At 56.0% G+C, this 22,621-nt stretch carries 19 protein-coding genes and 2 tRNA genes; 12 read left to right on the top strand and 9 right to left on the bottom strand.

What is annotated here, in order from left to right:
* Window positions 1–51: 51 nt before the first annotated feature.
* Complete coding sequence (gene putA, locus ACOTX7_RS11615; RefSeq protein WP_221255774.1) at window positions 52–4,014, bottom strand: trifunctional transcriptional regulator/proline dehydrogenase/L-glutamate gamma-semialdehyde dehydrogenase; 3,963 nt, start codon at window positions 4,012–4,014, stop codon at window positions 52–54.
* Window positions 4,015–4,436: 422 nt separating this feature from the next.
* On the opposite strand from putA, the gene putP reads away from it, so the two are divergent.
* A complete protein-coding gene (putP, locus tag ACOTX7_RS11610; RefSeq protein WP_213826805.1) occupies window positions 4,437–5,945 on the top strand; it encodes a sodium/proline symporter PutP in 1,509 nt (502 codons plus the stop codon).
* Between the two features lie 72 nt (window positions 5,946–6,017).
* Window positions 6,018–6,437 (top strand): DUF3574 domain-containing protein, encoded by a 420-nt coding sequence (locus tag ACOTX7_RS11605; protein ID WP_221813441.1) that lies wholly within the window; start codon window positions 6,018–6,020, stop codon window positions 6,435–6,437.
* A gap of 72 nt (window positions 6,438–6,509) precedes the next feature.
* On the opposite strand, the gene ACOTX7_RS11600 is transcribed toward ACOTX7_RS11605, so the two are convergent.
* Window positions 6,510–7,694, bottom strand: coding sequence for a NupC/NupG family nucleoside CNT transporter (locus ACOTX7_RS11600; protein ID WP_047353579.1), 1,185 nt, complete (start codon window positions 7,692–7,694; stop codon window positions 6,510–6,512).
* A 251-nt stretch (window positions 7,695–7,945) separates the two neighbouring features.
* Between ACOTX7_RS11600 and efeU the strand changes: the two genes are divergently transcribed.
* The 5 genes from efeU to ACOTX7_RS11575 all read left to right on the top strand — a co-directional run bounded on the left by efeU (window position 7,946) and on the right by ACOTX7_RS11575 (window position 14,448).
* Window positions 7,946–8,779 (top strand): iron uptake transporter permease EfeU, encoded by an 834-nt coding sequence (gene efeU, locus ACOTX7_RS11595; RefSeq protein ID WP_213826801.1) that lies wholly within the window; start codon window positions 7,946–7,948, stop codon window positions 8,777–8,779.
* Window positions 8,780–8,819: 40 nt separating this feature from the next.
* Window positions 8,820–9,947, top strand: a complete 1,128-nt coding sequence (efeO, locus tag ACOTX7_RS11590; protein WP_221255775.1) for an iron uptake system protein EfeO — start codon at window positions 8,820–8,822, stop codon at window positions 9,945–9,947.
* A gap of 3 nt (window positions 9,948–9,950) precedes the next feature.
* Window positions 9,951–11,234 (top strand): iron uptake transporter deferrochelatase/peroxidase subunit, encoded by a 1,284-nt coding sequence (gene efeB / locus ACOTX7_RS11585; protein ID WP_221255776.1) that lies wholly within the window; start codon window positions 9,951–9,953, stop codon window positions 11,232–11,234.
* 500 nt (window positions 11,235–11,734) lie between these two features.
* Window positions 11,735–12,526 carry a phosphate starvation-inducible protein PhoH gene (gene phoH, locus ACOTX7_RS11580; protein ID WP_205924102.1) on the top strand — a complete coding sequence of 264 codons (792 nt, stop codon included), beginning with the start codon at window positions 11,735–11,737 and terminating at the stop codon, window positions 12,524–12,526.
* A gap of 416 nt (window positions 12,527–12,942) precedes the next feature.
* Window positions 12,943–14,448, top strand: a complete 1,506-nt coding sequence (locus ACOTX7_RS11575; RefSeq protein WP_221813439.1) for an alanine/glycine:cation symporter family protein — start codon at window positions 12,943–12,945, stop codon at window positions 14,446–14,448.
* Window positions 14,449–14,872: 424 nt separating this feature from the next.
* On the opposite strand, the gene ACOTX7_RS11570 is transcribed toward ACOTX7_RS11575, so the two are convergent.
* The 3 genes from ACOTX7_RS11570 to ACOTX7_RS11560 all read right to left on the bottom strand — a co-directional run bounded on the left by ACOTX7_RS11570 (window position 14,873) and on the right by ACOTX7_RS11560 (window position 16,656).
* Window positions 14,873–14,960, bottom strand: a tRNA-Ser gene (locus tag ACOTX7_RS11570).
* A 137-nt stretch (window positions 14,961–15,097) separates the two neighbouring features.
* The gene (locus tag ACOTX7_RS11565) at window positions 15,098–15,775 is read right to left on the bottom strand and encodes an isochorismatase family protein (RefSeq protein ID WP_003858068.1); all 678 of its coding nucleotides are present in this window, start codon (window positions 15,773–15,775) and stop codon (window positions 15,098–15,100) included.
* Between the two features lie 20 nt (window positions 15,776–15,795).
* Window positions 15,796–16,656 (bottom strand): pirin family protein, encoded by an 861-nt coding sequence (locus ACOTX7_RS11560; protein ID WP_221255777.1) that lies wholly within the window; start codon window positions 16,654–16,656, stop codon window positions 15,796–15,798.
* A 109-nt stretch (window positions 16,657–16,765) separates the two neighbouring features.
* Between ACOTX7_RS11560 and ACOTX7_RS11555 the strand changes: the two genes are divergently transcribed.
* Window positions 16,766–17,671, top strand: a complete 906-nt coding sequence (locus ACOTX7_RS11555; protein WP_213826793.1) for a LysR family transcriptional regulator — start codon at window positions 16,766–16,768, stop codon at window positions 17,669–17,671.
* 147 nt (window positions 17,672–17,818) lie between these two features.
* Here ACOTX7_RS11555 and ACOTX7_RS11550 read toward each other — a convergent pair.
* Window positions 17,819–17,906, bottom strand: a tRNA-Ser gene (locus ACOTX7_RS11550).
* Window positions 17,907–18,135: 229 nt separating this feature from the next.
* On the opposite strand from ACOTX7_RS11550, the gene ghrA reads away from it, so the two are divergent.
* From ghrA to ACOTX7_RS11530, 4 genes are all read left to right on the top strand, one after another.
* A complete protein-coding gene (gene ghrA, locus ACOTX7_RS11545) occupies window positions 18,136–19,074 on the top strand; it encodes a glyoxylate/hydroxypyruvate reductase GhrA (RefSeq protein ID WP_221255779.1) in 939 nt (312 codons plus the stop codon).
* Window positions 19,075–19,158: 84 nt separating this feature from the next.
* Window positions 19,159–19,896 (top strand): phosphatase, encoded by a 738-nt coding sequence (locus ACOTX7_RS11540; protein WP_221255780.1) that lies wholly within the window; start codon window positions 19,159–19,161, stop codon window positions 19,894–19,896.
* 19 nt (window positions 19,897–19,915) lie between these two features.
* Entirely contained in the window at window positions 19,916–20,464 is a 549-nt protein-coding gene (locus ACOTX7_RS11535) for a TorD/DmsD family molecular chaperone (protein ID WP_287656720.1), read from the top strand.
* Window positions 20,465–20,566: 102 nt separating this feature from the next.
* Window positions 20,567–21,049, top strand: coding sequence for a DUF1097 domain-containing protein (locus ACOTX7_RS11530; protein ID WP_126507009.1), 483 nt, complete (start codon window positions 20,567–20,569; stop codon window positions 21,047–21,049).
* Window positions 21,050–21,092: 43 nt separating this feature from the next.
* Here ACOTX7_RS11530 and csgG read toward each other — a convergent pair whose 3' ends face one another.
* The 3 genes from csgG to ACOTX7_RS11515 all read right to left on the bottom strand — a co-directional run.
* On the bottom strand, window positions 21,093–21,926 hold the full coding sequence (csgG, locus tag ACOTX7_RS11525) for a curli production assembly/transport protein CsgG (protein ID WP_006809296.1): 834 nt from the start codon (window positions 21,924–21,926) through the stop codon (window positions 21,093–21,095).
* 26 nt (window positions 21,927–21,952) lie between these two features.
* Entirely contained in the window at window positions 21,953–22,369 is a 417-nt protein-coding gene (gene csgF, locus ACOTX7_RS11520; protein ID WP_006809295.1) for a curli production assembly/transport protein CsgF, read from the bottom strand.
* A 26-nt stretch (window positions 22,370–22,395) separates the two neighbouring features.
* A partial coding sequence (locus ACOTX7_RS11515; RefSeq protein WP_421626081.1) for a CsgE family curli-type amyloid fiber assembly protein occupies window positions 22,396–22,621 on the bottom strand: 226 nt, incomplete at its 5' end.

Below are 22,621 nucleotides of genomic sequence, written 5' to 3'. Positions count from 1 at the left end.
ATACTCCCCAATAAAATAAGGCTCCGTCTCCGGAGCCTTATTAGCACAGCGTTAACCGATTGTCATCAGGCTGGCGTTACCCCCCGCCGCCGCGGTGTTGACGCTGAGCGAGCGCTCTACATACAGACGCTCCAGCAGCAGGTTGGTTTCCCCGCGCGCAAAGCCCTGCACCGAGACAATCGCCCCGCTGCGGGCCGCTACCTGCTCGCACAGTTCGCGCAGCTGATCGGAATCACCGTGGTAGATCACCGCGTCAAACGGCTGGGCCAGCAGCGCATCGGCCTTCGCAAAGCGAATGCGGGCCGAGACCGCTTTTGGCAGCTGTTTGGCGAGATCGCGATGCAGCGCATCTTCCGGCCACAGCACCTCGCAGCCCGTCGCGGTCGCGGCGGCCAGCTGCACCAGCGCATCCTGCTCGTTATCGGCCACGCACAGCACGCGCTCGCGCGGCATCAGCGTCCAGGTGTTGCGCTCGCCGGTTGGACCCGGCAGCAGACGCTGTGTTCCCGCCTGCGCCAGCTCGCCGTACTGACGGGCAATCGCCCGCAGTTCAGGACGATTGTCAGCCCACTTGATCAGCGCGTCCAGCGGCTGGGTCAGTACGGCTTTCACCTGCGCATCCACCGGATATTCCGCATCCTGACGCGCCAGCGTTACGCCCAGCGCATTTTCCGGACGGTTCGCCAGCAGACGGTACAGATAGAGCGGACCGCCCGCTTTCGGACCGGTGCCGGAGAGGCCTTCGCCGCCGAACGGCTGCACGCCCACGACCGCGCCGACCATGTTGCGGTTGACGTACAGGTTGCCGACTTTGGTATTGCCGGTGACCTGGGCAATGGTTTCGTCGATACGGGTATGCACGCCGAGCGTCAGGCCGTAGCCGGAGGCGTTGATCTGGTCGATCAGCGCGTTGAGGTTGTTACGGTTGTAGCGCACCACGTGCAGCACCGGACCAAAGACCTCTTTTTTCAGCTCGTCGAAGCTTGCCAGCTCAATCAGCGTTGGCGGCACAAAGGTGCCGGTCTGCCACTCGCGGGCATCTTCGCTGTTCTCGCGCACCGCCTGGAACACCGGACGGCCTTTGGCACGCATGGTCTGAATGTGGTTTTCAATGTTGGCTTTGGCTTCCGCGTCGATCACCGGCCCGATGTCGGTGGTGAGACGGCCCGGGTTGCCCATGCGGCATTCCGCCATCGCACCGCGCAGCATCTTCAGCGTGTGGTCAGCCACGTCATCCTGTAAACACAGTACACGCAGGGCGGAACAGCGTTGGCCCGCGCTGTCGAAGGCAGAGGCCAGCACGTCTACAACGACCTGCTCGGTGAGCGCGGAGGAGTCGACAATCATGGCGTTCATGCCGCCGGTTTCAGCGATCAGTGGCGTTGGACGGCCCTGCGCATCCAGACGGGTGGCGATGTTGCGTTGCAGAAGGGAGGCCACTTCGGTCGAACCGGTAAACATCACGCCGCGCACGCGGTTATCGGAGGTCAGTTTGGCGCCGACGGTTTCACCACGGCCCGGCAGCAGCTGTACCACGCCCGCCGGTACGCCTGCTTCCAGAAGAATATTGATGCCCTGCGCGGCAATCAGCGGGGTCTGCTCTGCCGGTTTTGCCAGCACGCTGTTGCCTGCGGCCAGGGCGGCGGCAATCTGGCCGGTGAAGATCGCCAGCGGGAAGTTCCACGGGCTGATACAGACGACCGGACCCAGCGGACGGTGGGTTTCGTTATCAAAATCATCCCGCACCTGACCGGCGTAGTAGTGCAGGAAGTCGACCGCCTCGCGCACTTCGGCGATGGCGTTGCTGAAGGTTTTACCCGCTTCACGCACCAGAATGCCGATGAGCGACTGCATCTGATCTTCCATCAGCACCGCCGCGCGTTCCAGAATGGCAGCACGCTCCTGCGGTGGGGTGGCGAACCAGATTGGCGCGTTGTTGACCGCGTTTTCCAGCGCCTGATCCACTTCCGCTTCGGTCGCTTCACGCACGTAGCCAACGATATCTTTTGGCTCTGCCGGGTTGATCACCGGCTGCATTTCACCGTCCTCAACGGACTGCTCAAGGATCGGTTTGGCCTGCCACTTCTGCAATGCGCTGTTAAGCAGGGCAGAGGAGAGCGACGCCAGACGATGTTCGTTGGCGAGATCCAGACCGGCTGAGTTGACGCGGCCTGCACCGTACAGCTCGCGCGGCAGGGCAATCTTCGGATGCGGCAGACCAATCTGGCCTTCCTGCGCCGCCATCTTCTCAACGGCCTGCACCGGATCGGCTACCAGCTCGTCCAGCGGCAGGGTGGTGTCGGCGATGCGGTTAACGAAGGAGGTGTTCGCCCCGTTCTCCAGCAGACGACGTACCAGGTAGGCCAGCAGGGTTTCGTGGGTGCCTACAGGGGCATAGATACGGCACGGACGGTTCAGCTTGCCGTCCGCCACTTTACCGGTCACCTGTTCGTACAGCGGTTCACCCATGCCGTGCAGGCACTGGAATTCGTACTGGCCCGGATAGTAGTTCTGCCCGGCCAGGGTGTAGATCGCCGCCAGAGTATGGGCGTTGTGGGTCGCGAACTGCGGATAAATCAGGTTCGGCACGCCAAGCAGTTTTTTCGCACAGGCGAGGTAAGAGACGTCGGTGTACACCTTGCGGGTATAGACCGGATAGCCCTCCAGACCTTCCATCTGGGCGCGCTTGATTTCGCTGTCCCAGTAGGCGCCTTTCACCAGACGGATCATCAGGCGGCGACGGCTGCGGCTGGCGAGATCAATCAGGTAATCAATGACGAACGGACAGCGTTTCTGGTAGGCCTGAATAACGAAACCAATCCCGTTCCAGCCCGCCAGCTCCGGCTCGAAGCACAGTTTTTCCAGCAGATCGAGGGAGATCTCCAGACGGTCTGCCTCTTCGGCGTCGATGTTGATGCCGATGTCATACTGGCGCGCCAGCAGGGTCAGGGACTTCAGGCGCGGGTAGAGTTCTTCCATCACCCGGTCGTACTGCGCGCGGCTGTAGCGCGGGTGCAGGGCGGAAAGCTTAATAGAGATGCCCGGGCCTTCATAAATGCCGCGACCGTTCGACGCTTTACCGATGGCGTGGATCGCCTGCTGGTAAGAGACCATATAGGCCTGCGCGTCGGCGGCGGTCAGCGCCGCTTCACCCAGCATGTCGTAGGAGTAGCGGAAGCCTTTATCTTCCAGCTTGCGGGCGTTCGCCAGCGCTTCGGCAATGGTTTCGCCGGTGACGAACTGCTCGCCCATCAGGCGCATCGCCATGTCCACGCCCTTGCGGATCAGCGGCTCGCCGCTCTTGCCGATGATGCGGTTCAGGGAACGGGAGAGGTTGGCTTCGTTATGGGTCGAGACCAGCTTGCCGGTAAACAGCAGACCCCAGGTGGCGGCGTTAACGAACAGGGACGGACTGCGGCCAATGTGGGAGTGCCAGTTGCCGTTGCTGATCTTGTCGCGGATCAGCGCGTCGCGGGTGGCTTTATCCGGAATACGCAGCAGCGCTTCCGCCAGGCACATCAGCGCCACGCCCTCCTGCGAGGAGAGGGAGAACTCCTGCAACAGACTCTGCACCATACCGGCGCGTCCGCTGGCGGTTTTCTGGTTACGCAGCTTGTCGGCGAGCTGATACGCCAGGCTGTGCGCCTGGGCGGCAACGGCTTCCGGCAGGCGCGCCTGCTCCAGCAGCATCGGCACGGCGTCGGTTTCAGCACGGCGGTAAGCGCCGGTAATGGCGGCGCGGCTGACGGACTGCGGCAGGATCTGCTCGGCAAATTCGAGGAACGGCTGGTGGTTCTCTTCCACGGCCGTCGCAGCCTCTTCGCTTTCGTTTGCTGCGCCCGCCAGCAGGGCAGGCAGCTCCGGCAGACCTTCCTCACTCTCCAGTCTTTCCAGATAGTTAAAAATCGCCTGCTTGATTAACCAGTGCGGTGTGCGGTCGATGCGGGTCGCAGCGGTCTTAATCCGTTCGCGGGTAGCGTCATCCAGCTTAACCCCCATGGTGGTCATCCCCATGCCAAAACTCCTGTTGTTCTGTAGTAGCGTTCTGTTGATAGCGTGAAATATCCACCATGTTGCAACTTTGTGCAACCGTGTTAAATGTGACCTGGTTTGCAAGCTGGAAAATGAATGGATTGTTAACGATTAGTTAGCTTGAAAAAAGAACGCGCGGTGGTTTCTAAGCCCAGTTTTTATGCGGTGCTTAACACTTTTTAAAGGTGCAACCCGTAAAAGCGTGAGCAAGTGCAACCTATAGGAAAGACGTATAAAACCAGGGATGAAATTCATGTAAATGCAGTGTTAAATCGTTTGTCAGTGGGATGCGTATACGGCAGGATAGCGCGCCCAATGGAAATACATACACACATCACTACGTTCCGGTGATGACATAACAAGGCAACCCGGACGGTTGTCGCTCGACATTTTGGAGAATTTAAATGGCTATTAGCACACCGATGCTGGTGACATTTCTCGTTTATATTTTTGGCATGATTCTGATAGGGTTTTTGGCATGGCGTTCCACTAAAAACTTTGACGACTACATCCTCGGCGGCCGCAGTTTAGGCCCGATGGTCACCGCGCTCTCTGCGGGTGCATCCGACATGAGCGGCTGGCTGCTGATGGGGCTGCCGGGCGCGATTTTCATCTCCGGGATCTCCGAAAGCTGGATCGCCATCGGCCTGACCGTTGGCGCCTGGATCAACTGGAAGCTGGTGGCAGGCCGTCTGCGCGTGCACACCGAAGCCAACAACAACGCCCTGACGCTGCCGGACTACTTCACCGGACGCTTTGAAGATAACAGCCGTATCCTGCGCATTATCTCCGCGTTAGTGATCCTGCTGTTCTTCACCATCTACTGTGCCTCCGGCATCGTGGCGGGCGCGCGTCTGTTCGAAAGCACCTTCGGCATGAACTACGAAACGGCGCTGTGGGCCGGTGCGGCCGCGACTATCCTCTATACCTTCGTGGGCGGGTTCCTGGCGGTAAGCTGGACCGACACCGTGCAGGCGAGCCTGATGATTTTCGCCCTGATCCTGACCCCGGTGATTGTGATTTTCACCGTCGGCGGTTTTGGTGAATCGCTGGAAGTGATCAAGCAGAAGAGCATTGAAAACGTCGACATGCTGAAAGGGCTGAACTTTGTGGCCATCGTCTCTCTGATGGGCTGGGGTCTGGGCTACTTCGGTCAGCCGCACATTCTGGCGCGCTTTATGGCGGCGGATTCTCACCACACCATCGTTCACGCGCGTCGTATCAGTATGACGTGGATGATCCTGTGTCTGGCGGGGGCGTGTGCGGTCGGCTTCTTCGGTATCGCGTACTTCAACAACAATCCGGCGCAGGCGGGCGCGGTGAACCAGAACGCCGAGCGCGTGTTCATCGAGCTGGCGCAGGTGCTGTTTAACCCGTGGATTGCCGGTATCCTGCTCTCCGCAATCCTGGCGGCGGTCATGTCCACCCTGAGCTGCCAGCTGCTGGTCTGCTCCAGTGCGATCACCGAAGACCTCTACAAAGCCTTCCTGCGTAAAAACGCGAGCCAGAAAGAGCTGGTGTGGGTAGGGCGCTTTATGGTGCTGGTCGTGGCGCTGGTGGCGATTTCGCTGGCGGCCAACCCGGATAACCGCGTGCTGGGCCTCGTGAGCTACGCGTGGGCGGGCTTCGGTGCCGCGTTTGGTCCGGTCGTTCTGTTCTCCGTCATGTGGTCTCGCATGACCCGTAACGGCGCGCTGGCGGGGATGATCATCGGGGCGGTGACCGTTATCGTCTGGAAACAGTTCGCGTGGCTGGGCCTGTACGAAATCATTCCGGGCTTCATCTTCGGCAGCATCGGCATTGTCGTGTTCAGCCTGCTGGGTAAAGCACCGTCTGCCTCTATTCAGAAGCGCTTCGCGGATGCAGACGCGCATTACCACACCGCGCCGCCGTCTAAGCTTCAGGCAGAATAATTTTCCCCTCACCCTAACCCTCTCCCCAAAGGGGAGAGGGGACAGACCGTTCACCAGTTCGAGTAATAATAAATGATGATTAAAACAGGGTTGATGGCGGCGGCATTCGTGTTGCTGGCAGGCTGTAATGCACCGATGCAACGCGCGCCGGTAGAAACCTGCAAAGCGGATAACCAGATGCAGCAGACCACGCTCTTTTTCGGCTTAAACCGTCCGGCAGGGGCGCAGATTACCGGTAGCGAGTGGCAGCAGTTTGTTGACCAGGACGTGACGCCGCGCTTTCGCGATGGCTTAACGGTGTTTGATGCGCGTGGGCAGTGGCTGGGTAACGACGGACAAGTGGCGCGTGAACCCAGCAAAGCGTTGATGCTGATCCACGGGAAAGATGCGCAGAGCGAAACAAATATCGAAGCGTTACGCGGGATTTATAAATCCCGCTTCGCGCAGGAATCGGTAATGCGCGTCGACCAGCCGGTGTGCGTGCAGTTCTAATAAAAACGGCGGGATATCCCGCCGTTGTTGTATCGTAGGCCCGTGCAAGCGAAGCGCCGCCGGGCACATAACTTACAGCACCAACCCCGCAAAGCTCGCCGACAGCAAACTCACCAGCGTCGCGCCGTACACCAGGCGCAGACCAAACCGCGACACCACGTTACCCTGCTGCTCGTTCAGCCCCTTAATCGCCCCGGCGACGATGCCAATGGAGGCGAAGTTCGCGAACGACACGAGGAACACGGACAAGATGCCCAGCCCGCGCGGTGACATCTGGTGGGCTATTTTTTGCAGCTCGATCATCGCCACAAATTCATTCGCCACCAGTTTCGTTGCCATAATGCTGCCCGCATTTAAGGCATCGCTCAGCGGAATCCCGATAAGCCACGCCAGGGGATAGAACACGTAACCCAGGATCTGCTGGAAGCTCATGCCGAATACGCTGGAGAAGAGGGCATTAACGGCGCTAATAAGGGCGATAAAGCCAATCAGCATCGCCAGAATAATCATCGCCACCTTAAAACCTGCCAGAATATACTCGCCCAGCATCTCAAAGAAGCTCTGGGACTCATGCAGTTTTTCCAGTTTGATATCGGGTTCGGCTTCCGGGCGGGCCGGGTTAATGACGGAGAGAATTATAAAAGTACTGAACATGTTCAGTATTAGCGCCGCGACGACGAATTTGGCATCCAGCATGGTCATATACGCCCCGACAATCGACAGAGAGACCGTCGACATGGCGGTTGCGGCCATGGTGAACAGACGACGCGAGGAGAGATCCCCCAGTACTCCCTTGTAGGCAATGAAGTTTTCCGATTGCCCGAGGATCAGCGAGCTTACCGCGTTAAAGGATTCCAGCTTGCCCATGCCGTTCAGTTTCGACAGCAGCGTGCCGATAACCCGAATAAAGATCGGCAGTATTCGCCAGTGCTGTAGAATACCAATCAGCGCAGAGATAAAAATAATCGGACACAGCACGCCAAGGAAAATGAACGCCAGCCCTTTTTCCCCCATTCCGCCAAAGACGAAATTCGTCCCTTCGGCGGCGAATTTAAGTAGCGATTCAAAGAAACCAGAGACGTATTTAATAATAAACAGGCCGCTTTCTGCGTGGAGGAAAAAGAACGCCAGCGCAATTTCAATGACGATCAGCTGTAAAACAAAACGAATACGAATTTTTCGGCGGTCGAAACTCACCAGCCAGGCAAGGGCAAGAATAATGACCAGCGCCAGCAGGAAATGGACAATTTTAAACATGGTTTATGATCGGTTGGTTTGCGAGGCGGACATTTAGCCACAGCCCCGGTTAACCGTAAATGGGCATTTTCGTTATACCTTATAAACGTAACGGTTACTCATGCAATTATTACTCCGCAATGCGTTTACATCTGGTCATTAAAACGCAACACATTTCGCTTGTTTTTCTTCTTGCCGTAATGATAATCACTATCACAAGAATTTACCTTTCTTTGCATCAGTTGACCGCGATAAACATTTAAGGTGTCGGCATGTTTGTTCCTTTTCTCATTATGTTACGTGAAGGCCTTGAAGCGGCCCTGATTGTTAGCCTTATCGCCAGTTATCTGAAGCGCACCCAGCGCGGGCGCTGGATTGGCGTGATGTGGGTTGGCGTTTTCCTTGCCGCGGCGCTCTGCCTGGGGCTGGGGATCCTTATCAATGAAACCACCGGCGAATTCCCGCAGAAAGAGCAAGAGCTGTTTGAAGGGATCGTCGCCGTGATTGCAGTGTTCATCCTGACGTGGATGGTCTTCTGGATGCGCAAAGTCTCCCGCAACGTGAAGGTGCAGCTGGAGCAGGCGGTGGATAACGCCCTGCAAAAAGGCAACCACCACGGCTGGGCGCTGATCATGATGGTCTTTTTTGCCGTGGCGCGTGAAGGCCTCGAATCCGTGTTTTTCCTGCTCGCGGCCTTCCAGCAGGACGTGGGCATCTGGCCGCCGCTGGGCGCGATGCTCGGGCTGGCAACCGCCGTCGTGCTTGGCTTCCTGCTCTACTGGGGCGGCATTCGTCTTAACCTGGGCGCGTTCTTCAAGTGGACCAGCCTGTTTATTCTGCTGGTGGCCGCGGGGCTGGCGGCAGGCGCAATCCGCGCCTTCCACGAAGCGGGCCTGTGGAACCATTTTCAGGACGTGGCGTTTGACCTCAGCAACGTTCTGTCCACCCATTCGCTGACCGGCACCCTGCTCGAAGGCATCTTTGGCTACCAGGAAACGCCGAGCATCAGCGAAGTGGCAATGTACTTTATCTATCTGGTTCCGGCGCTGATCCTGTTCGTTATGCCGCCGCGTACCGACTCGCAGACGTCGCGCGTCGCGCCGTAGGTGCTGTTTTAGTTACAACATACTTTTAAAGGGAAGAGTCATGGCCAATCAGTTCCGTCGTAGTGCGTTATGCGCAGGCATTGCCGCGCTGTTCGCTTCTGCCTTCACCGCTCAGGCGGCAGATATTCCGCAGGTAAAAGTCACCGTCAACGATAAGCAGTGCGAGCCGATGACCATCACCGTCAACAGCGGCAAAACCCAGTTTATTATTCAGAACCACAGCCAGAAGGCGCTGGAATGGGAGATCCTCAAAGGCGTGATGGTGGTGGAAGAGCGTGAGAATATCGCGCCAGGCTTCAGCCAGAAGATGACCGCTAATCTTCAGCCGGGGGAATATGAGATGACCTGCGGCCTGCTGACTAACCCGAAAGGTAAGCTGATCGTCAAAGGCGCAGCGACGGCGGACGCGGCCAAAGGCACGGCCCTGTTGAGCCTGGGCGACGCGATTACCGCCTATAAAGCCTACGTCACCAAAGAGACGGCGGACCTGGTGGCGGGTACTAAAGCCTTTACCGATGCGGTGAAAGCGGGCGATATGGAAAAAGCGAAATCCCTGTATGCGCCAACCCGTCAGCACTACGAGCGCATCGAGCCGATTGCCGAGCTGTTCTCCGATCTCGATGGCAGCATTGATGCCCGTGAAGATGACTATGAGCAGAAGGCCGCCGATCCGAAATTCACCGGCTTCCACCGTCTGGAAAAAGCCCTGTTTGGCGATAACACTACCAAAGGGATGGAGAAATACGCCGATCAGCTCAACAGTGACGTGCTGGAGCTGCAAAAACGCATCACCGAACTGGCCTTCCCGCCGTCGAAAGTGGTGGGCGGCGCAGCGGGCCTGATTGAAGAAGTGGCCGCGAGCAAAATCAGCGGTGAAGAAGATCGCTACAGCCACACCGACCTGTGGGACTTCCAGGCGAACGTTGACGGCGCACAGAAAATTGTCGATCTCCTGCGGCCTCAGCTGCAAAAAGAGAACGGCGAACTGCTGGCGAAAGTGGACGCCAACTTTAAGAAAGTTGACACCATCCTGGCGAAATACCGCACAAAAGACGGGTTCGAAACCTATGACAAGCTGACCGATGCTGACCGTAACGCGCTGAAAGGCCCGATTACGACGCTGGCGGAAGATCTCTCCCTGCTGCGTGGCGTTCTGGGTCTGGACTAAGCGATGAATAAGCATGACGAGTACGACGTCGCGGAACCTACCCGACGTCGGTTGCTGAAAGGGGTAGGGGCGCTGGGCGGCGCGTTTGCCCTGGCGGGAGGTTGCCCGGTCGCGCATGCGGCAAAACCGCAAACCGCCCCCGGCACACTCTCCCCGGATGCGCGTATGGAAACGCAGCCGTTTTATGGCGAGCACCAGGCGGGTATTTTGACGCCGCAACAGGCTTCGATGATGCTGGTGGCTTTCGATTCGCTGGCGAGTGATAAGGCCGACCTTGAACGTCTGTTCAGGCTGTTAACCACGCGCATTGCCTTCCTTACCGCGGGCGGTCCGGCGCCGGAAACACCGAATCCGCGCCTGCCGCCGATGGATTCCGGGATCCTCGGAGCGTTTATCGCGCCCGATAACCTGACCATCACCGTGTCGGTGGGGGAATCGCTGTTTGACGATCGCTACGGACTGGCGAAGCAGAAGCCGAAAGCGCTGCAAAAAATGACGCGTTTCCCGAATGACTCTCTCGACGCGGCGTTGTGCCACGGCGATCTGCTGTTGCAGATCTGCGCCAATACCCAGGATACGGTGATCCACGCCCTGCGCGATATCATCAAGCACACCCCGGATCTGCTGAGCGTGCGCTGGAAGCGGGAAGGATTTATCTCTGACCACGCCGCCCGCAGTAAGGGGAAAGAGACGCCGGTCAACCTGCTCGGCTTCAAAGACGGCACCGCCAACCCGGACAGCAGCAATGCCGCGCTGATGAAAAACGTGGTCTGGGTGACGGCGGATCAGGGCGAACCGGCCTGGGCGGCAGGCGGCAGCTATCAGGCGGTGCGCATCATCCAGTTCCACGTGGAGTTCTGGGACCGCACGCCACTGAAAGAGCAGCAGACGATCTTCGGCCGCGATAAGCACACTGGCGCACCGCTCGGCATGAAGAATGAGCACGATGAGCCTGACTATGTCCGCGATCCGAACGGGGATGTCATCGCACTGGACAGCCATATTCGTCTCGCCAATCCGCGCACCAAAGAGACGCAGTCCAGCCTGATGATGCGCAGGGGTTACAGCTACTCGCTGGGGGTGACCAACTCCGGGCAGCTTGATATGGGACTGCTGTTTGTCTGCTATCAGCACGATCTGGAGAAGGGGTTCCTCACCGTGCAGAAGCGGCTCAACGGCGAAGCGCTGGAGGAGTACATTAAGCCCATCGGCGGCGGCTATTTCTTTGCCCTGCCGGGCGCGCGCGATGCTGGCGCGTATCTCGCCCAGGGTCTGATAGAAGCCTGATAATCGTCCCTGCGACAGTTCGCGGGGACATTATTTTTTCCCAGGACTATCTTATTGTTATATTTCTGTAATATTTCTATATGAGACTGATTTTCCATGTAGGGGCAGTCTGAAAAGTTGCACTCAGGTAAAATAAATGTTGCATTTATGATAAACCCTGATGTACTTAAGGTAAGACAGCGGTAGTTCCCGGCAGTGATATTAACTCACTATGGAGATCGCGAATGGTTGCGTCCTGTACTGGACAAGGTAAACACATCAACCGCAGTACCCGGCGCGGAGGCTCAGACTCCGGCAGCGATTTCCTCACCACCAAATTCTCTCCTTCACTTCAAAAACCTGTTTCTACCGACGTGCATAACGGTGCGCGTAGCCGTTCTGTATCGTCATCCGGTAATACAAGCAATGGCTTACAAGGAAGCCAACCCTCTGATGTTCGTGCGCATAATCGTGCCGAAACTGGCGCGTGTGATGAATACCAACAACTCAAGGTGCTATCCATGGGAAGACAAAAAGCAGTGATCAAAGCTCGTCGCGAAGCAAAACGTGTGCTGAGACGGGATTCACGTAGCCATAAACAGCGTGAAGAAGAATCGGTCACCTCGCTTGTGCAGATGAGCGGCGTAGAATCCATTGGCATGGCGCGGGACAGCCGCGATGCATCGCCAATTGTGGCGCGGAATGAAGCTCAGGCGCACTACCTGAATGCTATCGAGAGTAAACAGCTCATCTTTGCAACCGGGGAAGCCGGATGCGGGAAAACCTGGATCAGTGCGGCCAAAGCAGCGGAAGCGCTGATTCATAAAGACGTGGAAAGGATCATCGTTACCCGTCCGGTACTGCAAGCGGATGAAGATCTGGGCTTCCTGCCCGGCGATATTTCCGAGAAGTTTGCGCCGTACTTCAGGCCCGTCTATGACGTGCTGGTGAAGCGGTTGGGCGCTTCCTTTATGCAGTACTGCCTGCGACCAGAGATTGGCAAGGTGGAAATCGCGCCGTTCGCCTATATGCGCGGACGTACCTTTGAAAATGCGGTCGTTATTCTTGACGAGGCTCAGAACGTGACCGCTGCGCAAATGAAAATGTTTTTAACGCGCCTCGGGGAGAACGTGACGGTCATCGTCAACGGCGACATTACCCAGTGTGACCTGCCTTCGGGCGTGAAGTCCGGCCTGAGCGATGCCATGTCACGTTTTGAGGAAGATGAAATGATAGGGGTGGTCCGCTTCACGAAAGAGGATTGCGTCCGCTCAGCGCTGTGTCAACGCACGCTGGAAGTGTACTCCGGGTAAGATCATTTCACTTTTTAAGCCATTTCTTCCCGGCGTCATGCCGGGAAGCTTCTTTTATTCCCTTTGTTATAGTGTTTTTTTAAATCATATTTATTTCCTATACATTCAACGGGATTTACGCGCCATTTTGCGGTATTAATAATATTACTGCCAATCAGTGGCGGACGGTTTTTATACAGGCCGCGGAAATGTGACATGTATTTATAATACCCACAAAATATCTATGAATATAATGATCACGCTAATTGTTAGTTTAAAATTAAACGTGAATGTTGTCACAGAACATGATTAAGCAGTAAAAATTAAGTTGGTGTCTTTTGGGTAATTATCTATGTTTCGTACTTGTTCAAACAAAATTCTAAAAAGAAACACGCCAGGGGATCGTTTCCTCTGGAACATCACGCTGAGGGTCATACATGAACGAACTGGTTAGTGCAATTAACGGTGTTATCTGGAGCCCGGCGTTAATATTTTTATGTCTGGGTGTCGGCCTCTATTTCTCACTGCGTAGTCGCTTTCTGCAATTACGGCATATAAAACATATGATTACCCTGATGTTTCAGGGGCGTCCTACCGAGGCCGGCGTGTCGTCGTTTCAGGCGCTGACGATGACCCTTGCGGGCCGCGTGGGGACAGGGAATATTGCCGGTGTCGCGACCGCCATTACCTTTGGTGGACCCGGTGCGCTTTTCTGGATGTGGGTCGTGGCATTTTTGGGGGCAAGCTCTGCGTTTGTCGAATCCACGTTAGGTCAGGTTTATAAAGAAAAAATTAACGGCGAATATCGTGGTGGTCCTGCCTTTTATATTGAGAAAGGGTTAGGCGTGAAGTGGTACGCATGGTTATTTGCCATCGTAACGATTTTCTCCTGCGGATTATTACTGCCAGGCGTGCAGGCAAACTCTATTGGCGCGAGCCTGGATATTGCCTTCGGTCTGAGTCCGAATGTCACGGCGGCGTTACTTGCCGTGCTGTTGAGTTTTATTATTTTCGGTGGCGTGAAAAGGATCGCCAGCTTTAGCAGCATGGTGGTTCCGTTTATGGCACTCGGCTATATTATTGTCGCGTGCGTGATTATCGCTATCAATATTGATCAGCTTCCTTCAGTTATACTGCTGATCTGGAAAAGTGCTTTTGGCCTTGAAGCTGGATTTGGCGCTATTCTGGGCCAGGCTATCATGTGGGGCGTGAAGCGCGGCGTCTATTCCAACGAGGCGGCGCAGGGGACCGGGCCACATGCATCCTCGGCGGCGGCCGTAAGCCATCCGGTGAAACAGGGGCTGGTTCAGGCGTTCTCCGTTTACATCGACACGCTGTTTGTCTGCTCCGCGACCGGGTTTATGCTGTTGATCACCGGTCTGTATAACGTGCAGGGCGTCGACGGTGCAGCGCTCTATACCGGGATTGCAGGCGTGGCGGCCGGTCCTGGCTATGTGCAGACGGCGATGGAAAGTATGATGCCGGGCTTCGGTAATTACTTTGTTGCCATCGCGCTGTTCTTCTTTGCCTTCACGACCATTATTGCTTACTACTACATCGCTGAAACGAATATCGCCTACATCAACCGTAAGATTCATCGCCCATGGCTGACGTTCCTGCTCAAGTTGTGTCTGATGGCTTCGACGGTATATGGCACGGTTCGCACCGCGGATCTGGCCTGGGGATTAGGGGATATTGGCGTAGGGCTGATGGCATGGCTCAACATTATTGCCATCGTTCTGCTGCATAAAAAAGCGTTTGCCAGCCTGAAGGATTATGAAATCCAGAATGCGCAGGGGCTGGATCCCCACTTTGACCCGGTTCGGCTGGGAATTAAAAATGCGGATTACTGGCTGGAGGAGCGTAAGGATGACGCTGTTGCTAATCCCGGTCAGGTTTCATCTCCCGAAGGAAAGCAGCCGGCAGGGAAGTTGAATAGCTGAGGAATGGTTTAAAACGGCCCGTGCTTTTGTACGGGCTTTTTTGTAGCTGAGGCGGCTCAGTTTGCACCGGGGGGGATTGACTCGCTTCGCTCGCCCTCCGGGCAGCCTGTTCGCTGCGCTCACAGTCTGTCCAACTGGCTGTCGCCAGTTGTCGAACCCCGGTCGGGGGTTCTCATCCCCCCGCAGACGTGCAACATGCGAAAAAAAAGCCCGCATTTTCATGCGAGCTCTTCTTCAAATATGGCGGTGAGGGGGGGATTGACTCGCTTCGCTCGCCCTCCGGGCAGCCTGTTCGCTACGCTCACAGTCTGTCCAACTGGCTGTCGCCAGTTGTCGAACCCCGGTCGGGGGTTCTCTTCCCCCCCGCAGACGTGCGACATGCGAAAAAAAAGCCCGCATTTTCATGCGAGCTCTTCTTTAAATATGGCGGTGAGGGGGGGATTCGAACCCCCGATACGTTGCCGTATACACACTTTCCAGGCGTGCTCCTTCAGCCACTCGGACACCTCACCATATTGTTTTGCTGCCTGACCGCTTGGGGGGCAACGGGGCGCTACTATAGGGAGTTGCGCGAAAGCGGTCAAGCAGATTTTCTGCATTCGTGCTTGTTCGGTTAAGCCTTAATCAGCTTATGCCGTAGCGCGCAGGATTAACGCTGTGAATCGAGCACTTCGCTGTTTTTCACCACATCCTGCGCTTTGCTGTAGCTTTCGATCAGCAGCTGGTAGGCAGGGAAGATGTGTGTGTACACCTCAGCCCATTCACCCGCATCTTCCCGGTTCCACGTGCGCTGGATCTCAGAGGCCACTGCCGCCGTATCCATCGGCACCACGCCTGCCTGCACCACGCGTGCAAGGGTGATCTCCTGCGCCATTTTGCTGTAGGTGCCGGAGGCATCAATCACCGCAAACACTTTATATCCGTCCGCCACCGCGCTGATGGACGGGAAGGCCATGCAGACGCTGGTGATCGTACCGGCAATAATCAGCGTTTTACGCCCGGTGGCTTTCACCGCCGCCACAAACTCCGGGTTATCCCAGGCGTTAATCTCACCTTTGCGAGCCACATACTGCGCATGCGGCGCATTGGCGTGGATCTCCGGGATAAGCGGACCGTTCGGGCCCTGTGGAACCGACGCCGTGGTGATCACCGGGATCTTCGCCAGCGAGGCAATTTTTGCCAGCGCCGCAGCACGGGCGCGCAGCTCAGGCATTGGCATATCTCCAACGGTCTGGAACAGTCCGCTCTGGTGATCGATAAGCAGCATAACGGCATCGTTTACGTCAATAACGGGACGTGCACCGTTGAAGTTTGCAGGGGTAGACATAATGCGCTCCTTTATTACGTTTAGATTTGGCCAAAGCGGCCAGAGTTGAAATCGCGAATCGCTTCGGCAATTTCGGTTTTACTGTTCATCACAAACGGGCCATAGCCCACAATCGGTTCATTCAGCGGCTCCCCGGCCATCAGCAGCACTTTGGCGTCGCTGCTGGCTTCGAGATGCAGTTTGTCACCGCTCTGACTCAGCACGACCAGCTGCGCTTCACCCGCTGGCGTGGTGCCGTTTACCGTCACGCTCCCCTCAACGACAACCAGCGCCGTGCTCCAGCCTTCGGGCTGATTGAGCGTCAGGTGGCTGCCCTGGTGCAGCGCAAGATCCCATACGTTAAGCGGTGAGAAGGTATGGGCCGGGCCGGTGACCTCGTCAAAGCGGCCAGCAATCACGCGCAATGTACCGCTGTTATCCGGCAGGGTGACCACCGGGATGTCCCCTTGAGTGATGCTCTGGTAGCCAGGCGTCGCCATTTTGTCTTTGGCGGGCAGGTTGACCCACAGCTGCATCATTTTCAGTTCACCGCCTTTCTGCGAGAACGCGCTGGAGTGGAACTCCTCGTGCAAAATACCTGCGCCAGCCGTCATCCACTGCACGTCGCCTGGGCCGATGACGCCGCCTCTGCCGGTGGAATCGCGGTGCTCTACTTCGCCTGAGTAGACGATGGTTACCGTTTCAAAGCCGCGATGAGGGTGTTCGCCCACGCCACGTTTTGCACCGTCCGCCGGGAAGGTATGCGGTCCGGCGTAGTCCAGCAGCAGGAACGGGCTCAGTGGCTCGCCGTGCGTCTGGTAAGAAAACATCGAACGAACCGGGAAACCGTCACCGACCCAGTGCGGACGAGGTGCGGTATACACGCCTGTTACGTTTTTCATGATTACCTCCTGATGTTCTGTTGATGTAATTAGCTTATATTCAGGTTTAATATCCCGGTAGATAGTGAAAATGACATTCACTGTTCTTAAAATGGAACGATGAGGGCGTATGCAGGATCTCAATGATTTCGTATGGTTTGTTAAGGTGGTGGAGCATGGCGGCTTTGCGGCGGCGGGGCGGGCGCTCGATCAGCCCAAGTCGAAACTGAGCCGTCGAATTGCGCAGCTGGAAGAACGCCTGGGTGTTCGGTTGATACAACGAACCACGCGGCAGTTTACGGTGACGGAAGTAGGGCAGACGTTCTATCAGCACTGTAAAGCCATGCTGGTGGAGGCCGAAGCTGCGGAGGAGGCGGTGGCCGCTTTACAGGCTGAACCGCGCGGTATGGTCAGGATCACTTGCCCCGTCACCTTGCTGCACGTTCACGTGGGGCCTATGCTGGCGCGGTTTATGGCGCGCTATCCGGGGATCAACCTCCAGCTTGAAGCCACTAACCGGCGGGTCGATCTGGTGGCGGAGGGTGTGGATGTGGCGATCCGCGTTCGCCCGCGACCGTTTGATGACAGCGATCTGGTATTAAGGGTACTGGCAGACAGGGGGCACTGTCTGGTTGCCGGACCGGCACTGATTGAACGGATGGGCAACCCGGCGATGCCCTCTGAACTCAGCGAGTGGCCGGGGTTAAGTATGGGGGCGGGTAAGCATCTGCATAAATGGGAATTGAGCGGGCCGGAGGGCGCTAAAGCAGAAATTCACTTCACGCCGCGCCTCGTGACCACCGACATGCTGGCGCTGCGTGAAGCGGCAATGACGGGCGTGGGCGTGGTGCAACTGCCGATTTTAATGGTCAAGGATCAGCTGGTATCAGGGGAACTGGTACGGGTGCTGAACACCTGGGAACCCAGACGGGAAGTGATCCACGCGGTATATCCGTCACGGCGCGGTTTGCTGCCATCCGTCAGAACGCTGGTGGATTTTCTTACCGATGAGTATGCGCGGATGGTGGAGGAGTAACGATCCCCTCGCCCCTTTGGGGAGAGGGCTAGGGTGAGGGGTTCAGGCCACACCGAGCTGAATGTAGCACGGGGGGTCTCATCCCCCCCTTACGGAGAATATAAAAGAAAAAAGCCCGTACTTTCGTACGAGCTCTCGTCTTGAATATGGCGGTGAGGGGGGGATTCGAACCCCCGATACGTTGCCGTATACACACTTTCCAGGCGTGCTCCTTCAGCCACTCGGACACCTCACCATATTGTCATCCCGTTGTTGTCGGGACGGGCGCTAATGTAAGGAAAAGCCGTACTGCCGTCAACTCACTTTTTCAGTAATTTAGCGCGTTTAGACAAACTTCAGGCAACCTGATTCCGAAATGTGCGAAAAGCGCCTCTTTTATCAGCAACGCGGTTTAGCGATAAATTTGCTATGCTGGCAATCCAGTTGAAAATGAAAATAAAACAGCGCAATAAAAGGCAATGACTATGGATATTATTTTCTATCACCCCACGTTTGATACGGCTTACTGGATTAAGGCACTCACCGCGGCACTGCCTGGCGCACGCGTTCGCGAATGGAAACAGGGCGACAATGAACATGCCGACTACGCGCTGGTCTGGCATCCCCCGGTCGACATGCTTCAGGGACGCCGTTTGAAGGCAGTGTTTGCTCTCGGTGCGGGAGTGGATTCCATACTCAGTAAGCTGAAAGCACACCCTGAAATGCTGCCGGAGGATATTCCCCTGTTCCGCCTCGAAGATACCGGTATGGGGCAGCAGATGCAGGAATATGCCGTAAGCCAGGTGCTGCACTGGTTCCGCCGCTTCGACGATTATCAGGCGTTTAAACAGCAATCCCACTGGGAACCGCTCCCGGATTATCAGCGTGAAGATTTCACCATCGGCATCCTCGGGGCGGGGGTGCTGGGTTCGAAAGTCGCCGAAGCGCTCGCCCCGTGGGGCTTCCCACTGCGCTGCTGGAGCCGGAGCCGTAAGGATTATCCGGGCGTCGAGAGCTTTGCCGGAACGGATGAGCTTCCGGCCTTTCTGAATGGCACGCGCGTGTTAATCAACCTGCTGCCCAATACGGCGGAAACGGTCGGGATTATTAATGGCGCGCTCCTCAACCAGTTGGCAGATGATAGCTACTTAATGAACCTGGCGCGCGGGGTACACGTTGTGGAAGACGATCTGCTGAAAGCGCTGGATAACGGCAAACTGAAAGGGGCAATGCTGGATGTGTATAGCCGCGAACCGCTGCCAACAGACAGCCCACTCTGGGCACATCCGCGCGTGGCGATGACGCCCCATATTGCTGCCGTGACGCGACCGGCGGAGGCCGTGGCGTACATCTCGCATACCATCAGTGAAATAGAGAAGGGCAACGCGGTGACCGGACAGGTCGACAGACAGCGAGGCTACTGAGAGAAACCCGGCGTTCGCCGGGTTTTTGCTAATATTCGCCGCTGATAACTGCTATCCTTTGGAAAAACCGCAGAGGAGAGAAAGATGTATCCCGTTGACCTGCATATGCACACCGTCGCCAGTACCCACGCTTACAGTAACCTCCATGATTATATCGCTCAGGCGAAACTGAAAGGCATCAAGCTGTTTGCGATAACCGATCACGGTCCGGATATGGCGGATGCGCCGCACTACTGGCATTTTGTGAATATGCGTATCTGGCCACGTCTGGTGGACGGTATCGGGATACTGCGCGGCATCGAGGCGAACATCAAAAATACCGACGGTGAGATTGACTGCACCGGCCCGATGCTGACCTCGTTAGATCTGATCCTCGCGGGATTCCACGAGCCGGTCTTTGCGCCCCAGGATAAAGAGACCAACACCGCGGCGATGATTGCCACCATTGCCAGCGGCAACGTGCACATTATCAGCCACCCGGGAAATCCAAAATACCCGATTGATATTCAGGCCGTGGCGCAGGCGGCAGCGGAGCATCGCGTGGCGCTGGAAATTAACAACTCCTCTTTCGTTCACTCTCGTAAGGGCAGTGAAGCCAACTGCCGCGAAGTGGCGGCGGTCGTGCGTGACGCGGGCGGCATGGTGGCGCTGGGCTCTGATTCCCACACGGCCTTCACGCTGGGGGATTTCAGCGAGTGCCTGAAAATATTGCAGGACGTGAATTTCCCGGAAGAACAGATCCTGAACGTCACGCCGCGTCGTATGCTCGATTTCCTTGAGTCGCGCGGCATGGCGCCGATTAATGAATTTGCCGATCTTTAATTAATAATGGAATAAAAACATGAATGAGTTTTCCATCCTTTGCCGCGTGCTGGGCACCTTATATTATCGCCAGCCGCAGGATCCGCTGCTGGTTCCGCTGTTTACCCTGATTCGTGAAGGTAAACTGGCGCAGAGCTGGCCGCTGGAACAGGATGAGTTGCTGGAACGCTTGCAAAAAAGCTGCGATATGCAGCAGATTTCAACGGATTACAACGCGCTGTTCGTGGGGGAAGAGTGTCGCGTATCGCCGTATCGCTCTGCCTGGCAGGACGGTGCGACCGAAGCGGAAGTGCGGGCATTTCTTTCTGAACGCGGCATGCCGCTGACGGACATGCCTGCGGATCATATCGGTACGCTGCTGCTGGCGGCCTCCTGGATTGAAGATAATGCAGGTGATGATGAGAATGAGGCGATTGAAACCCTCTTCGAAACGTATCTGCTGCCATGGGTGGGCACCTTCCTGGGCAAAGTTGAAGCACATGCCACCTCGCCATTCTGGAGAACGCTGGCTCCGCTGACGCGCGACGCTATCGCTGCTATGTGGGATGAGCTGGAAGAAGAGAACTAAGGGTGATCTGAATCACAGAAATCCTGCAAACATACATTTCAACTTGCACGTAATGTGCTTCTGATCTCATTTCCATGGTGCGCATCTGCTAAGATGCGCACCATGAACATATTACTTTGTATTGCAATCACGACTGGCATCCTCTCCGGCCTCTGGGGTTGGGTGGCGGTGTCTCTCGGTTTGTTGAGCTGGGCCGGTTTTCTTGGCTGTACGGCCTATTTCGCCTGCCCGCAGGGTGGTCTCAAAGGGCTGTTTATTTCAGGCTGCACGTTGCTGAGTGGCGTGGTCTGGGCGCTGGTCATTATGAAGGGCAGCGCGCTGGCGCCGCATGTGGAAATTCTGGGGTACGTCATGACCGGTATTGTGGCCTTCCTGATGTGCGTTCAGGCAAAACATCTGCTGTTGTCCTTTGTGCCCGGCACGTTTATGGGCGCCTGTGCGACCTTTGCAGGGCAGGGGGACTGGAAGCTGGTGGTTCCTTCGGTCATGCTGGGATTACTGTTTGGCTATGCCATGAAAAACAGTGGTCTCTGGCTTGCGGCCCGACGCGAAAAGAGCCAGAACGTTCCTGCGGTGAGTAAATAAAAAAAGGCGAGACGGACATCTCGCCTTTTTTATACGCTGCCAGTCAGGACTCCGGCGGCACCGACATCTCACGGTATTTCACCAGCACCGCATTACTCACGTCACTTTTATTCTGAAGATCCCACAAGCCGCGATCGATACCGTCATTAATCAGGAAAATCACGCCGGTTTCGATGGCCGACATCAGACACAGCATGACCGGCTCGTTGGAGGTGTAACCAATTTCGGCCTCCAGCAAACGCTGATAGTCGATAAAGCGGAATACCCCTGCCTGCACTTCATAAGAGAGAATGGTTTTGCTGGTGGTGACGGAGGATAAAATTTCACCCGTGCTCACGTTAACCACACGCAGGTTAACGGCAATCTGATCCAGCTGATACTGCGTGTCGGCTCCAATACCAAAGTAACGCGCACCCGCGCCGCCCGATTTCACGTTACTTTCATAGCCGATAATCGAGCCTTCCACCATGATATTGGCTGCGGTGAGAGACTGTAACGGCATGCGGTTATTGACGCCAACGGTACCGTTCTCCTGTGCGGCACGAATGATTTTTCGTTCATTAAGCAGGTTTTGCAGCCCCTGACGTTCCAGCGGGATAAACCAGCGAGAATCTTTCAGGGCAGTAACCAGCATCGCGGTGGCGCTCTGCGGCACGGCCGTCGAGAAGTTACTGGCCGGGTACGGTTTGAACTGGCCCGTCTCATCCTGAATGTTATACACCGAGACGAATATCTTCCCGGTTGGCACCGGCAGATGCGTCAGATCCCGATAGCTCTGGGCACGGGGCATTAAGGTGGGTTTAGCGGCTTCTTTTGGCGGGGCAGTTAAACAACCGCTTAATAAGCACACTGCAACTAAAATAAAAAAGCGCTGCATGATAATTGTCCTTATTTTGGGGTTGTTTAGAAATCAGTTGAACTGGTCTGCAAACCGGAAACCTGGATTGTCGAGGTTCTACCGGTTTTTCGGTCTGTCACATTTAACTGAAGCTGCCCGTCTTTATTGGCAATATCGACGATAAAGTCGTTTGTGACCATCCGGCCGGGTTTGCCGGTATTAATGTTGGTTAATAAGCCACCTAATATTTGCGACTGGATGGCCTGAGTGAAATTATCCAGGGCTGACGGGGTCTCGATACCGAAATCATCATCATAGCTGGGGTCTTTATAGGAGTTTTGAGCCTGAGCCTGGTTAAGCATAAAGGCTCCGTTATTCGGGTTGCCGCCAAAGTTAGGGTTGCGGAACTGGAATGTCATATTTCCGGCCCAGCTCAACGGCGCAATGAGCATTAACGAAATCACTGTGTGTGCGAGACGCATTACAGCCTCCGAAATAGGTGTCGTTGCTAGAACTCATCTTTTGCTAAATCGCCTGTGCTCAAAAGGGCCTTGTCCAGCTGTAGGCGGTTAATAGCTTCTTCGGTTTGTGCCAGTGCGAAAGCGACGTTCTGATCGAAGTCTCTTTTCGTTGGGAATAAAAAGGTCTGGTAAATAACGTCCTGATTAGCGGTTATTGTGATCCAGCTTCCCCAGACTTTGTTGAATAAATCGAACTTTTGCTGAGTTGAAGGA

Source organism: Enterobacter cloacae complex sp. IR5418, from assembly GCF_049238105.1.
Lineage (GTDB): Bacteria > Pseudomonadota > Gammaproteobacteria > Enterobacterales > Enterobacteriaceae > Enterobacter > Enterobacter hormaechei.
The sequence above is the reverse complement of the archived record's forward strand: the minus strand, read 5'-3'. Positions and strand labels throughout refer to the sequence as shown.